Source organism: Pseudomonas sp. F3-2, from assembly GCF_038804275.1.
In the GTDB taxonomy this organism is placed as follows: domain Bacteria; phylum Pseudomonadota; class Gammaproteobacteria; order Pseudomonadales; family Pseudomonadaceae; genus Aquipseudomonas.
In genome coordinates this window covers 4823378-4837357 of sequence record NZ_CP152388.1, presented here as the reverse complement: position 1 = coordinate 4837357, position 13980 = coordinate 4823378, and the positions used below count along the sequence as shown (strand labels likewise).

At 57.2% G+C, this 13980-nt stretch carries 14 protein-coding genes; 4 read left to right on the top strand and 10 right to left on the bottom strand.

Annotated elements, in window-relative coordinates:
• The first annotated feature begins 7 nt into the window (after positions 1 to 7).
• The gene (gene cyoE, locus AAGQ88_RS21780) at positions 8 to 898 is read left to right on the top strand and encodes a heme o synthase (protein WP_093462940.1); all 891 of its coding nucleotides are present in this window, start codon (positions 8 to 10) and stop codon (positions 896 to 898) included.
• Between the two features lie 132 nt (positions 899 to 1030).
• On the opposite strand, the gene AAGQ88_RS21775 is transcribed toward cyoE, so the two are convergent.
• From AAGQ88_RS21775 to AAGQ88_RS21745, 7 genes are all read right to left on the bottom strand, one after another.
• A complete protein-coding gene (locus tag AAGQ88_RS21775) occupies positions 1031 to 2020 on the bottom strand; it encodes an ATPase (RefSeq protein ID WP_342653552.1) in 990 nt (329 codons plus the stop codon).
• 82 nt (positions 2021 to 2102) lie between these two features.
• Positions 2103 to 2693, bottom strand: a complete 591-nt coding sequence (locus AAGQ88_RS21770) for a DedA family protein (RefSeq protein ID WP_342653551.1) — start codon at positions 2691 to 2693, stop codon at positions 2103 to 2105.
• 138 nt (positions 2694 to 2831) lie between these two features.
• Positions 2832 to 3494 carry a hypothetical protein gene (locus tag AAGQ88_RS21765; protein WP_342653550.1) on the bottom strand — a complete coding sequence of 221 codons (663 nt, stop codon included), beginning with the start codon at positions 3492 to 3494 and terminating at the stop codon, positions 2832 to 2834.
• Positions 3495 to 3664: 170 nt separating this feature from the next.
• Positions 3665 to 4501 (bottom strand): hypothetical protein, encoded by an 837-nt coding sequence (locus AAGQ88_RS21760; RefSeq protein ID WP_342653549.1) that lies wholly within the window; start codon positions 4499 to 4501, stop codon positions 3665 to 3667.
• Position 4502: 1 nt separating this feature from the next.
• Entirely contained in the window at positions 4503 to 6122 is a 1620-nt protein-coding gene (locus AAGQ88_RS21755) for a hypothetical protein (RefSeq protein ID WP_342653548.1), read from the bottom strand.
• Positions 6123 to 6146: 24 nt separating this feature from the next.
• The gene (locus tag AAGQ88_RS21750; protein ID WP_342653547.1) at positions 6147 to 7592 is read right to left on the bottom strand and encodes an OmpA family protein; all 1446 of its coding nucleotides are present in this window, start codon (positions 7590 to 7592) and stop codon (positions 6147 to 6149) included.
• Positions 7593 to 7813: 221 nt separating this feature from the next.
• Complete coding sequence (locus AAGQ88_RS21745; RefSeq protein WP_342653546.1) at positions 7814 to 8710, bottom strand: LysR family transcriptional regulator; 897 nt, start codon at positions 8708 to 8710, stop codon at positions 7814 to 7816.
• Positions 8711 to 8878: 168 nt separating this feature from the next.
• Here AAGQ88_RS21745 and AAGQ88_RS21740 point away from each other — a divergent pair, with 168 nt between their 5' ends.
• The 3 genes from AAGQ88_RS21740 to AAGQ88_RS21730 all read left to right on the top strand — a co-directional run bounded on the left by AAGQ88_RS21740 (position 8879) and on the right by AAGQ88_RS21730 (position 12755).
• On the top strand, positions 8879 to 9622 hold the full coding sequence (locus AAGQ88_RS21740) for an SDR family oxidoreductase (RefSeq protein WP_342653545.1): 744 nt from the start codon (positions 8879 to 8881) through the stop codon (positions 9620 to 9622).
• Positions 9623 to 10116: 494 nt separating this feature from the next.
• Entirely contained in the window at positions 10117 to 10962 is an 846-nt protein-coding gene (locus AAGQ88_RS21735; RefSeq protein ID WP_342653544.1) for an RNase A-like domain-containing protein, read from the top strand.
• 794 nt (positions 10963 to 11756) lie between these two features.
• Positions 11757 to 12755: a site-specific integrase gene (locus AAGQ88_RS21730; RefSeq protein ID WP_342653543.1), complete on the top strand. Its 999-nt coding sequence runs from the start codon at positions 11757 to 11759 to the stop codon at positions 12753 to 12755.
• 334 nt (positions 12756 to 13089) lie between these two features.
• Here AAGQ88_RS21730 and AAGQ88_RS21725 read toward each other — a convergent pair whose 3' ends face one another.
• From AAGQ88_RS21725 to AAGQ88_RS21715, 3 genes are all read right to left on the bottom strand, one after another.
• Positions 13090 to 13335 (bottom strand): hypothetical protein, encoded by a 246-nt coding sequence (locus tag AAGQ88_RS21725; RefSeq protein WP_342653542.1) that lies wholly within the window; start codon positions 13333 to 13335, stop codon positions 13090 to 13092.
• Positions 13332 to 13595: a hypothetical protein gene (locus AAGQ88_RS21720; RefSeq protein ID WP_342653541.1), complete on the bottom strand. Its 264-nt coding sequence runs from the start codon at positions 13593 to 13595 to the stop codon at positions 13332 to 13334. Before AAGQ88_RS21720 ends, AAGQ88_RS21725 begins: the two co-directional genes overlap by 4 nt.
• Positions 13596 to 13672: 77 nt before the next feature.
• Entirely contained in the window at positions 13673 to 13978 is a 306-nt protein-coding gene (locus AAGQ88_RS21715; protein WP_342653540.1) for a hypothetical protein, read from the bottom strand.
• Positions 13979 to 13980 lie beyond the last annotated feature (2 nt).

Sequence of the window (13980 nt, the reverse complement as noted above, 5' to 3'; positions counted from 1 at the left end):
AAACCTGATGTCACTGAAGCACTTTATCCAAATCACCAAACCGGGGATCATTTTCGGTAACGTGCTTTCGGTGGCAGGTGGCTTTTTTCTGGCTTCCAAGGGACACATCGATTTCGGTCTGTTCCTGGTTGCGATGATCGGGACTTCGCTGGTCGTGGCCTCTGGTTGCGTCTTCAACAACTGCATCGATCGCGATATCGATGTGAAGATGGAGCGCACCAAGAACCGCGTACTGGTTCAGGGCCTGATTTCGTTGAAACTGGCCCTGGCGTTCGCCACGGTGTTGGGCGTTGCCGGTGTCGCTTTGCTGTACACCAAAGCCAACCCGCTGGCCGCGTGGTGCGCAGTGATCGGTTTTGTGATTTATGTCGGCTTCTACAGCCTGTACCTGAAACGCAAATCCGTTCACGGCACACTGGTGGGCAGCCTGTCGGGCGCGATGCCACCGGTGATCGGCTATGTTGCGGTCAGCAACAGCTTCGACCTGGCGGCACTGACGTTGCTGGTGATGTTCAGCCTGTGGCAGATGCCTCACTCGTACGCCATCGCGATCTTCCGCTTCAACGACTACCTGGCTGCTTCGATTCCGGTTCTGCCGGTCAAGCGTGGCATCCGGGTCGCCAAGCGCCACATCCTGATCTACATCCTGGCTTTCCTGCTGGCTACCTTGATGCTGACCTTCGGCGGTTACGCCGGGCTCAACTATCTGGCAGTTGCGGCAGCCATGGGCATGTACTGGCTGTACATGGCGTGGACAGGCTACAAAGCCAAAGATGACTCCGTTTGGGCACGTAAGCTGTTCGTGTTCTCCATCTTCACCATCACCGCCTTGAGCGTGGCGATGTCGCTGGACTTTCAGGTAACCAAAGAGCTGCTGGTCACATACGCAGCACCTTGATGGCCTGACTGAAACAACCGAAACCCCGTTGCTCGCAAGAGCAGCGGGGTTTTTTTATGGGTCAGCGCTCACCTTTGAACCGGGCGGCCCAGGCCGTTGATTCTGCCGTGCCTGCACCACTCGATTCGCGCGTTACTCCGCGACGGTAGCGGTTTGCGGATCGGTCGGCTCCTTCGTCGGCCCCAGTACGATCGCCAGATGACGCAGGTCGTCGATTTGCACACTGACGCTCTTCCCGGATGGGCTGAGCGCAAGGGTCCCCAGCGCGAAGACTGTGAAAAACCGGACCTCATCGGCATGACTCAACAGCTCGCTGATGTAGCGACTCGACCGATACGCCTGCATCTGCGCGGGCGAAACATAGAGTGTCACCAACTTGCCTTGTAACCGATCGAAGAACTTGAACTTGAACCCGATGCCGTAACGCTCCACCAGGCCGCCGCCATACAGAACTCGGCGCTCGTCGCCGGGCTGGGCGAATTTGATATGACGAAAATACGATCTCAGCGACACCTCGCCCTGACCCGGAATGCGCAACGTCAGCAGCGCGAACTCTTCCTTGCTCAGTTGCGCCTGTGCCTGACGGAAGCTGTCCACCAGTCGCTCGAGGTTATTGGTGCGGGTTGGAGTGGTCTTTGCGGTTCTTGGCGCGTCAGATGCAGCCGCTGTAGGCGTCGGTTGTTCTGATACGGGCGTGTCGGACTTTGTCGGAGCCGGCGCCGCTTTGGCGCTTTCCTTGAGCGCTGGGTCGAACACATCAATGTAATCGTCGAGCTTGCGCTTGACCTTGCGCAACGCGCTCTGCGCTTCGGTCTCGGCCGGATCCGGCTGATCATCAGGCGAATGAGGGTCATCGACCCATTCGCAATCGGCGTGGTGCTCGTAGTTCGGGTTGGCGCGAAAATGCGCGGCGACGAACGTCGGGTGCTCCTGCGGCTTTACGTCATAGCGAACGCCGGTGATCTTCACGCCCCGCGCGCGACACGCTTCGCTTGAGCACAGAAAGCTGAAACGCGCGCGAGGCGGCTCTTGGGAGAAGAACTCCCGTCGCGCTGCAACGATCGAGAGCTCTTGCTGCAGCTCTACACAGAATGCGCGGGTGATCGTCTTGCTGGTTTTCATTGAGCGGCCGAATCCTTGCCGAGGTCATGCCGCTCATGATGCGCAATAGCCAGTGTGTGGGCAATTGTTTCGGCGGGTGCCGTCAGGGCTGATGGCGTTTCGCGCGTTTAGCCTTGGCTCTGAAATGTCGGTAAGTCGCAATGGCCGCCGCAAGCACCACAACGCCGATGAAGATGGGAAGGCGATAGGGCTTTAGATTGCCGAGCAAGTCCTCCAGAAATTCGCCTGCCCAGTACCCGGCTGTGACGAACAGCACGGCCCAAACGGCCGCGCCCAGCAGATTGATGATCGAAAAGCGCACCGGTGAGAGGCGGCTGGCGCCGATCACCAGAGGACCGATCAGGCGCATGCCGTAAAGAAATCGCACAGAGAAGATCGACGCCGTCGGATAGCGCTCGATGAGCCCGGAGACCCGGTCGATAGTGGCTTGCTGACGGTGCAGGCGCGGCATCAGGCGCGGGCCGAAGTAGCGTCCCGTCCAGAACAGGATCTGATCGCCGATCATCCCGCCCAACGTGGCCCAGACCATGACCTGCGGCCACTGCAAGACATGTTGATGAGCGGCCAGTCCGCCGAGGATCAGAATCGTCTCGCCTTCGAGCAGGCAACCGATGAAAACTGCCCAGTAGCCGTAATTGGCGAGCAGGTAATTGATGTCAATGTGGTCGAACATGGAGTGGCGGTGGCCTTCGGAAGGATAAAAACCGCAGGAGCATCCGGCGGCGTGTCTGCCTGTTGCGGCAGTGTCGCACGCCTTTCGACCGGAGCCGCCGGTTATCAGTTCTGTCCGCGTGTTGCGAACCTTCCGACGTTATGCGCTGTATTGCGCCTCCAGTGCTGCGAGGTCTTTCTCGATGACTTTCATGAGCATTTCCCACTCACTCTGAGTGCGTTTCAATGCTTCGCCTTCCCGGGAGTAGAGGAAGTCGATGATGTTGGCGGTTTCTTTCGCTTTGGTGGTGGGCCGGAAGGCGTCCATGCTCAGCACCCGCGCCAGCATGTCCAGCTCAGTGGCGTGGTTGACCCATTGCCAGTCGTCCTTGATCACGACTTTGTCGATCAGAATGCACTGCTTCTTGAAGCTGCGCAGGCTCGCCCCGAACGGACTGGCGGCCAGCAGCGAGGTGATCCGGGCGCCCTCGCTGTTGGCTTTTTCCACGGCGTTGGGGCCAAAAAACCATTCGTTGAAACTCAGCTCAATCTCGCGAAATGCCACGTTGGCTTCCCAGATAATGCTCAGCGCCTTGTTGTGGATGATCTCGTTTTTCCACGCTCGATACGCCTTGAACGCCAGCCCGACCAGGCCGATGGCCGCCAGCGCCTGGACCAGGGAGGAACATGAATTGATGACGCTGAATGCCGCGGCGGAGCCTGAGTCGCCGGCGCCGGAGTAGGACTCGTAGAAGACCGCGCCGGTCATCGCCGCGAGAGCGAAAAGGGCGCAATAGAAACCGAACGCATAGGGATCTTTCATTGTTGTTTTTATCCGATCAGCGAGGTTGAGCGTACAGCCGGGTCGCTTTGGATCAGTCACTTTTCAGGCTAGTTGAGAACTCAGGGTTGTGCAGTGCGGGGGACGAACGAACGCCGAAATGTCGGCGCAAGCTTCGCGCCGATCCGAGACCGGCGCGAAGAAGGCGGGAGTTACTGCAGGTCGACAGTCAGCGAGGGGGCGCCGAAGCTGACTAGATGAGCATTGGACTGGCTCAAGTAATCCCCCCAGAAAGATTCGAGTTTTTGCACGGTACTGCCGGATCGGTAGCCGTTCTTGATCGATCCGGGAACCAGGCCCGCGCCAAGCACATAGACTTTCGCGCCCCCAAGATCGGCGAACAGCTTTTTCTGTTCGACTTTCTTCAGCTCTGAGGAGGGGTCGATCGCACGAATCTGGTTATTGGCGTAGAAACTGCCGAAGTCACTGTTTTCGAGCATGTCCGAGACCAGCAACAGCACTTTTTCCGGTGCAGGACGTGTGGCGATGTCGTCGCCGATTTGCTTGAGGCTGAAGAAGATTTCGCTTTTGGCGATGTCTTCTCCCGGCTTGGCGAAACTTTCCACCATTTTCTGGCCCAGACTCTTCTGGAAGAAGTCCACCTGTTTGCTCAGACAAGCGTCGAGTTGGCGCAGGCTGTTCATACCGATATCGTCCCGTACCTTGTCGCCTAGTCTTCCCTCAAGCTGCCCGGCATACATCAGTTTCATATAGTTGCCGGGCAGGTATGCAGAAAACTGGTACAGCCGCACGCTGTCGCCGGGTTTCACGTAGCGCAGCGCGTGGCTGTAGGTGGAGTCTTTCAGATCCTTGGGCAGTTGCACCGTTTGATCAATGATGATGATCAGCTCTCGCCCCGATGGCTGCGGACGATACTGGCTCAGCTTGGCAAACTCATAGCAACTGGGCAGGTCATTGCGCTCGGCGGCCTGCAGCAGCGGCGCGCTTAACAGCAAGGTTGTGCAAGCCAGCAAGGCGCGCCATTTCATGTCAAAGCTCCTGAGTGGCCCGGCTGGCCTTGGCCGCCATGCGTTGCAGCTTCTGAACCTTTCTCAACTGTTCGAGCGTGACCTGAAACTTACCGGCCAAAAACGTCAGTTCGTCATCATCGAATTCGGTCAGATCGTCGAAATTGTCAGGGTCCAGCGCAGTGATGGCTTTCGGTGCGGCCACGGGGGCTTGCGGTTCAACATACGCAGTCGTGATCACCGGATCGGAGGCAACGGTGCTGACCTGCGGTTTGGCCTTGGCGCGAGCTTCGGCCTGACCTTCGCCGAGCTGCTGGCGACGCAGGCGCTCCTGCTCGATGCGGCTGTCGTCGCTTTTGCGGAAGTCCGCATGACGCTTGCTGACGTAGGCATCGAAATTACGATGACCAAAGCCCTTGAGCAGATGCTCTCTCTCATGCCCTGATGTGGTAATTCGGTTCGCCAGACGGCTCTGCAACGACGTCAACTTGGCCTGGGCATCCCGGGCGACGCGCTCGCGCAAATTCTGGAAGTGCGCGGCGAATTCTTCGGCGTTGTTGAAACCTCGGGTGTAATGCCACGCCTGCCCTGATTGCTTGCCAGCGAAGGAGAAACGGTTCGACAGTACGATCCCGACGCCTTGAATACCGAGGAAGATTACCGAAAGGATGATGTAGGTCGTCAGGGAAGCCGCACGGATGGCTTCCATTTTGTCCTGCGCCGACGACTGTGCGGCCGTCTGGTTTTCCGCCACGCTTTCAGCAGGCAGTTCAAAAGGTGAATCCGGCAGTTTGCCGCTCGCCCCTTGGGTCTGACTGAAGGCGTCTGGATTGCTGACAAGGTCGACTTCCATCGACTTGAGGCTGTAGTTGCGTATGACGAACGCACCGATGGCAATGGCCAGCACGTAAATCAGGCACACGGTAGTCCACGTGTACTTGGGCGTGACGCGGGCATTGTGATCGGTGCGGTTTAGCACTTTGAGATAGTTGGGTTCGTCGTCATCGCGATAGGTGTTATCGATGTCGACTTTGGTGTCGGCTTCCAGGTCTCGCGGGGTACGTGATTGCTCGTACCAAGTGCGAATCTTGGTGATCAGACTGCTGTGGTGCATCTCACGACCGGCCATCTCGGTAAAGAACACCGCGGCGACCGACAACAGGAAGGCAGTGAACCAGGCCAGCATGCCCGCAACGTTCGCCGAGATGTTCTGCACCATGAACGGCGCAAGTACATATGCGAAACCCACGGCTTCGAAGAAGATCAGACCAATGATCAGCATCCACATGAGAAAGCCTTTTTCTCGTCGGCCTGTCTCGTGGACTTTATTCAAATAGTCCCGGCATTTGTCATAGAAATCAGGGCTTTTATTCAGCTCCTGATAATACGAATAGTAGTCGGCGCACAGACGCGTCTCGCTGTCCATCCAGCCATCCGCGTTGTTGATTGGCGCCTTGCGGCTCCAGCTTGTCACCCTGCCTATCACTGGGAAGGCGTAGGCGACGTTCATGTAGAAGTAGCTGACCTTTGCCCACCAGATCTTGATGGCAACCATCAGGACCATGGTGGTCAGGATTAGCCCCACCGCCACGCGGTGCAGCGCAAGAAACGCAGTCAGACTGTCCATCGAAAACTGTTCCATGATTTTCCTCGAATTTTGCTTGCGTCAGGTGCGCACAGGGACAAATTTGGCGACATAGCTTTCGCCGGTCTTGTCGTAAAACAACTTGCCGTCGACCGCTTTGCTGCCGAATTTTTCTAGCACGACGTCCATGCAGCTCACCGGCGCCTGAGCGTCATCGACGAAGACCCGATAAAGCACGGTGTCTTGTCCCTCGAACGTGTTGGCGATGGCATTAAGAGTGGTGGCTTTGCCTTTCTTGTTCTGGTCGTAACCTTTAACCAGTTGCACGCGAGGTTGTTTGGCGACTTCCGCGTTGTTACGCAGTACCGCAATCGGGGTGATGGTCACCAGATTGCCGTTGACGTCATTGGCCCAGACTCTCCCGTTGTAGCCGGGCAGGTACTCCGAGGTGTCGTGCTCTGCCAGTTCCTGGCCGCTGACAAGATTCTTGACCGCACCCATGACCCGAGGTCGGTCGCCGTCGCAGCTGGCGACCGGGGTGCTAGCGTTTGCCTTGCTGATCAGGGCGAAACCGCTGGACTGCATTGGCTTGACCAGTTGCGCCAGTTGGCTGGTATCGCTGCTGGCGGGGCTGCCACCGAAGTCGATGAAATTCGCCGGAGTGGTGACGACAGTTTTCTCAACCGGGGCCGGCGCCGGTTTGTTGCTGGACGCCACCGGCTCTTTGACTTTGGTGACGGTCTGGCTGCGTGTTCCGTGGGCGAGGTAACGCGGGTTGCTGCGCTCCTGTTTGACCCTTTGTTCAAGCAGCGCGGTGGATTCAAGCTGAACGATTTCCACGCGGCGGTTCTGTGCGCGGCCATCGGCGGTGGTGTTATCGGCCAACGGTCGGGCTGCGCCTACACCCTGAAAGTACAGATTCTGCGGTGCGATGCCGGCTTCGGCCAGCACCTTGCCCACGCTGCGGGCGCGGCGCTCGGACAGCTGCTGGTTGAATTCTGCGGTGCCCGTGGCATCCGTGTGGCCGACTACCAGCACCGCCTGACCCGCAGCGCCGTTCTGGCTGTCCGCCGGCTTGAAAGCGTTAGCCAGCTTGCGCACCTGGCGCAGACCGTCGGTGGTCAACTGATCGCTGCCTGTGGGGAACATGCCCTGGTCTTCGACCTGAGCAACGATTCCCGCGTCAGTGGTGGTCGCCGGTTTGCCACTCTGCGCCGGCGCTTGAGCCTGCAGAGTGTCGACCTGCATTTTCAGGTTTTCTTCACGGGCGATACGTTCAAGTTCCTGCTGGCGGTTTTGCCACACATGACCGATCACACAACCTGCCGCGCCGCCGACGACACCGCCTGCCACTGCCTTTCCGGCGTCGCGGGTCGCGGCGTAAGTCAGACCTGCGCCTAACAATGCACCGCCAGCGCAACCAATGGCGGTGCCATAGTCACGGCCGGCCTGATTCAGCGTGGCGCAACTGCTCAGCGTAACCGCCAGTGCCAGCACCGTCAGTTTACCGGGGTGGAAATACTTCACTGAACGCACTCCTTGTGATGCGCAAGACTGCTGCGGACGCAACAGCCAGGCCGTAAAGCCCGTGTTCGTCCTTGAGATAGAGCGGTTCCAGATGGATCCGATTTGTCGGCCGGGGATTTCATCACAGCAGGAGGGTTGTTTCAATGGCAAATAGCCACTGATATGGCGCCAGTCGTCAGTCGCGACATGTTCTGATCATAAAACGGCTCATATCTGTTTTATCAGGACCGGCCAGGAAACAGCCGCGGTTGCGACAAGCACTTGAAGAGGTGGTCGTAGACCAGCCTGACACGTGGTGGCACCGGACCTGACTGCGTGCGGTAAAGCATCAAATCAATCGTCGGCGGCGCAATATCAGCCAGTACCTCCACCAGCCGACCGTCACTAAGCCAAGGCTCGGCCAGATAGTCAGGCATTTGCGCGAATGCGAGTCCGGCCAGGACGAACTCGAGTTCGGTTTCCGGATCGTCGCAACTGAAGGCGGGAGAGGGCGGAAGATAAGTCTGACTCTGCGCAAAAAACCACGGCCATGGGCGACCATTGTTGCGATCAATCAACGTCGACAATGGCAGGTCCTTGAGGTCGTCCAGAGTTGCTGGCGTACCTGTGGAAGCGATCAGAGCAGGTGCCGCGACGATCTTCAACGGCACCTGACTGACCGAGCGGGCGATGTAGCGCCTGTCCCGCACTGCGCCGACGCGTATGCCAATGTCAATGCGCGAGGCCACTGCGTCGGTCAGCTCGTCATCCAGGCTCAGCTCGATCCGCAGGCCTGGGTTTTGCTGCATCAAGGATTTCAGGAAGCCTGCCAGGTAAAGCTTGCCGATGGCGTGGGGCGCTGTGATGCCGACTCGACCTGCGATCCCCTTGGACTGAGGCTGGGCGTGCGCGATGAACAACTGATCAAACTGGTTCAGCGTGTGGCGGGCCTGTTGCGCGATCTCCGAACCGAAGGCAGTAACGTGCGCCTGTCGCGTACTGCGGTGAAACAGCGGCTCAGCGAACGCGCGTTCCAGCTCTTTAATCGCGCGAGTCACCTTCTGCGGCGATGTGCCTAATCTGTTCGCCGCTTCGCGAAAGGTCGGTGACTCCACGGCCACCAAGAATATACGGAGCATTTCCATGCGATTGAGCATTGCAGCGGAGTCCTCGGTGCGAGTTGGATAATGGCGACAGTATTCCAGAAAATGGAATTCTCAAATCCTAACTCTTCCATTTTCTGAAGCGAAGTTTGATCGCACACTCGCTCTCAGCAACTTCCCGAATCAATCTGCAGGAGACTGATCATGAGCAAAGGCATTCAAGGCAAAGTCGTCGTTATCACCGGTGCAAGCAGCGGCCTCGGAGAGGCGACCGCGCGCCATCTGGCAAACCTCGGCGCTAAAGTCGTACTGGGTGCGCGTCGTCAGGAGCGTATGGACGTCATCGTTGAGGAGATTAAAGCCACAGGTGGTCAGGCTTCTGCCTACACGGTGGACGTTACCCGTCGCGAAGACTTATCGGCTCTGGTCGACAACGCCATCAGAGATTTCGGCCGCATCGATGTCATCGTCAACAACGCAGGTTTCATGGCGATCTCTCCCATCGCCGAGCTGCGCGTCGACGAGTGGGACCGCATGATCGACATCAACGTAAAAGGCGTGCTTTACGGTGTCGCGGCCGCGTTGCCTAAGTTCGAAGCCCAGGGTTCCGGCCATTTCATCAACATCTCGTCGGTGGCAGGCATCAAGGTCTTCAGCCCGGGCGGTTCGGTTTACAGCGGCACCAAGTTCGCCGTGCGCGCGATCTCCGACGGCCTGCGCCATGAAGTCGGCGCAAAGATCCGCACCACCACCATCGAGCCTGGCGCAGTGGATTCCGAGTTGAAACTGGGCAGCGGCCACCAGCCAAGCGCTGATGCCGTGAACGAGTTCTACAAGCAAGCCATCCCGGCCGATTCCGTCGCCCGCGCCATCGCCTTCGCCATCGAACAGCCAGGCGATGTCGACATCAACGAAATCGTTCTGCGACCTACTGCGCAGGACTTCTGATGCGCTGAATTATGTTGCTGCAGACTTAAAACCTGCAGCAACACATTCGCAGTTTAGGAAGATCACGTTATTAATAACTTTTCGCGTTTTCTGTGGGGGCGAATATATACGCGGTAGGCAGCGCTGTTATTACAACTTCCGTTTCAACGCTTTCTTATAAATCACCGGTCTCAGACACAATAGTCTTCCGGAATGTCGCTCCTTTAATCTGCAGAATGCGACGGCTAAGTTCTGCTCTCAAAGTGCCTGGAAGCGACGGCACGGATCGTCATTCAGTGCTGAGCCTGTAGTCCAGTAGTTTCCTTGCCTGTAAGGCATTTCCGAATTTCTCCGCTCGGCTTGTTCATCCAAAACGCCCACGCTAGTTTTCGCTTCCTCAAAAATTAATCTCGATACGTTGATTTCCTGGAGCAGGCCTGCGTAGCGCCGCTGTCGTGGTTCTCAATGTTCATAACCTACGGATTTAAAACCCGGTCTTCATAAGGAAATGACCTTTGCCCGATCAGGACGAGTTTCGCGTCACGCTTAGTCTTGCCCAAATGGCCGCGATTCTGGAGAACGAATCCCTCACGCCCTACGAGATTTTCTCGAGCCGAGTCGTTGGCAGCCTGCGCTTAGTGGGAGGAATCATAGAGCTCGGCGGCGCCGGCGTGCTGTGCGCAGTCCCGGAACCCACAATGATCACCAAAGTGGGATGCGTTGCCATGGGGCTGCACGCCGCCGACCAAATGGCAGCCGGCGCGCACCAATTGGTGACCGCCAGGGAAACCGATTCGTATGCGTTCAAGGCGGGCATGACGGCCGCCGAAGTCGTGGGTGCATCCCGCGCCAGCGGTCAAGTCGTCGGGCTCGCGGCTGAGTTCGCGGTCCCGCTTTCGACGGCTTCGCTCTATAACGCGTTCAGGGTTTCGTCGGTTCGGGCGGGGAGGATGACACTGATCGTGAGTGAACAACCGATGCACGCTCCAAATAATAGTGTTGGTGGGCATTCCCTTAAACATCATGTTGCTAAAACGTCGGAGCACTTGCAGCGACGCCTCAGAAAGCAGAGAAATCTTCAGGTGGTATCCACTTTCGACAGTATCGAACTCGCTGAATGGGCCGTGAGTAAGGTTCTTGCCGATAATAAGCTAAAAATACAAATGTATTCGAAAGCTCCTTTCTTATTAAAGGGGCAAAAGATTGCCTTCACGATGGATCTAAAGAGGAATGTTGGTTGGGGAGTAAGGAGGGAAGCTCCTGATGTTTCAATACCTATGACAAAGGTTAGGGTGATTGTGCGATATGAAGAGTTCAATAACATGTCCACCTATATCGTCACGTCCTTCCCAGTCCCATGAGTTTTTTGGGGGAGGGAAGTCTGGAGCGCTGGGCAGCGGACATTATATCTAGATCGCTATCTGCATCTTGGGATTTAAATCCCTGAAATCAGTGATATCTGGGCTGGTTTTCAGATTTAGTCCATCAGGCTCACTCTAATCGGCTCATACCCTATGCCACTGAACCAGGTAAAAGTGACCTTCCCCTCCGTTCTGAGATGCGACATTGCCTCAAGGAGCATGGGGCGTTTGAGATCAGCCACTTCGAGAGAGCGCGCTTCTCCGTCAACTTCGATACCCATGAAAGACCCTTCGTCCGGTTCGTCGGTATAGCAGCGAACCGATAGTGAGAGTGGGCCATCCGTAAAATAGTACATGTCGTACTCATAATAATATTCATGCATGCCGGCGTTGTCCGGATCACTGCATTCGATATGGTGGACGCGCTCTACATGCATTGGGGCTAGACCAGAGTTAAGGGGAGGCCAAATTTTCTGACAGCTTCTACGCTAGGCCAATACCTTAAATGTCACTTTGCATGTCGTGACGCTCGGCGGGGTCAAATCCCGCCCACAAAAAAACCGGCTCAAATCTGGCCGGTTTTTTTTCTTCAAGCTACGTAACCGCTTGAAGGTGCTGCTGTTTGGTGCCCCGAGGGGGCCACGGGAGAGTCCCGACAGTAAGTGGCTGGAAGCGGCAAAGCCGTGCGATGCCCGGTTTTGCTGGGGTTTGGGAGAGAGTCGAGACGACAGTTTGCGGCATCAAACTGCATCTGCGTGATAGCCTTTACGCCATTTTTACGCCAGGAGGGCACGATGGCGTCATTCAGGAAACGCAATGGCGGGTGGCGAGCTGAGGTTGCTAAGCTGGGCGTTCGCGACTCACAAACGTTTGATACCAAGGCTGCAGCAGTCGCATGGGCGACAGCCCGTGAAGCTGAAATACTCGCACAGAACGGTAAGTCGCGAACCACCCAATCTATGACGCTTTCCGAAGCGTTACGGCGGTACAAGCGCGATGTGTCACCTGCGAAGGCGGGAGAGCGTTGGGAAGTCTTGCGCCTCGATCGCTTCGATCGAGAATTGGAATGGGCGGGGGAGTTGATGAGCCGCATTACCTCAGAGCAGGTCGCTCAATGGCGGGACTCTCGATTAGCAAAGGTTCAGAGCTCGACGGTCCGCCGAGAAATGACGCTCTTGTCCTCCGTATTTGAGATCGCAAGAACGGAGTGGAAAACCTGCCTGGTTAATCCGGTCCGTGATGCCAAACGCCCGAGCAACATGCCCCATCGTGAACGCCGTGTCGCGCCGAGTGAAACAAGCGCTCTGCTTAATCGGCTCGGATATGTAGATGGCCAGCCACCTCAGACAATGCTGCAGGAATTGGCGTATGCGTTCTTGATCGCTTTGGAAACAGCGATGAGACAAGGCGAGATCCTCGGGATGACGGCACAGTGGGTCAACCTACCGGAGCGGTTCGTTCGGCTGCCGATGACCAAAAACGGTTCGAGCCGAAACGTTCCGCTGAGCATGAGAGCGGTCGAACTGTTAACTCCCCTATACACGGGCAAAGGGGCCAGCGATCGCCTGTTTCGACTTGAGTCCGCGTCTGCTGACACAATGTTCAGGCGAGTGCGGGATGAGCTGGGAATCAACGGGCTGACGTTCCATGACACCCGACATGAGGCTATCACTCGCCTTGCTCGGAAAGTCGACGTGTTGGACCTGGCTCGCATTACGGGCCACAAGGACTTGAAGTCATTGATGGTTTACTACAACGCCACCGCTTCGGAATTGGCGCAACGCCTGGGATGAAAAAGCCTGCGATATACGCAGGCTTATCAGTCACGCTGTTTGTCTTGGTCGTCTTGCTGCCGGCAGTCGGGCGCGGTGCTGCCGGACCCATGTGATCACCTCTCCAGCAAACCACCTCTTAGCTGCCTTCGCACCTGTGGCGCAGGGCTGCACGCTTGCTGGAAATCCGGGCTGAACTACTACCCTACGCTCAACTGTGTACGCCGACAGTTTCAGATAAGACGCGACATCCTGCGATGTCCACAGCTCATGCTCTGCCGCAACTGCAGGCCGTTGAAGCTGGCGTATGAGCTCTTGGATAGAGCCCACCAGATCCGGTGTATCCATCTCTACTTCAACGGGCATAGCGCCGCTCCCTTGCTAATCGGGCGGCGAGCCTTTCAGCCATCAGCGCTGCCCATTCCTCTTTTTTACGTGCTTGTCGAATCTGGCTGCATGACCGGTGCTTGCGTGTCGACCTGGCCATGCCGCAGATGTCACAAATGCTCGGCAGATCCAGGTGCTTGCTGGCCATTGTCGGCCGATCGCGGGTGGTCACCGTCTTTGGCCCCGGCACGGCCGTCGCCTCATTGTTGTTCATACACATGCTCCGGTAGAAGTTGGTCTGGCCAGCAGCTGGGCGACAACGGCGGTTTCTTTCTCACTAAGGTCGCCGAGCTGGTGGGCCATGGTGGCCAGACATTCGAGGCGGATCCGCGCATCGGCAGACTTCCTCACCTGGTAATCAAATAACGCCGTGCCGACGATCCGGATGGCCATCAGGTGTCGAGCCGACCGCGTGGCTTGGTCCTGCAATGTGGTAGCCTTCGGTTCGCCGCTGCTTTGGTGCTGTGCTTGCATCGTGTTGTCCTCAGTAGTGGTTGGCGTCGAGGGGGTGCCACCCCTCGATGCCTTTCGTTTACCGGCTAGTGCCGGCGTCAAGTCGGTGATTCGTTGGTCTTTCGCACCAAGTGAATCACCAAATATTCAAACGTCCCTTCGTCGTCGCACGAACTCCACTCCAGAACCCCCTGGATGTGAGCCCGAGAACAACCCATCACCAGAATTTCGCGCTCTCCTCGAACCGCACGCACCTCGAGGATCCCCACCAGACCGTCGACGGCGTACGCCTCGGCATGCACGATCGGCAGGCCGTCGGGTGTCTCTTTCAGGTTCGCGATGATGAAAGGGATAAGGTCCGACGACTTGTCAGTGCGTGAATAGTTGATTACTTGAATCTGCATCG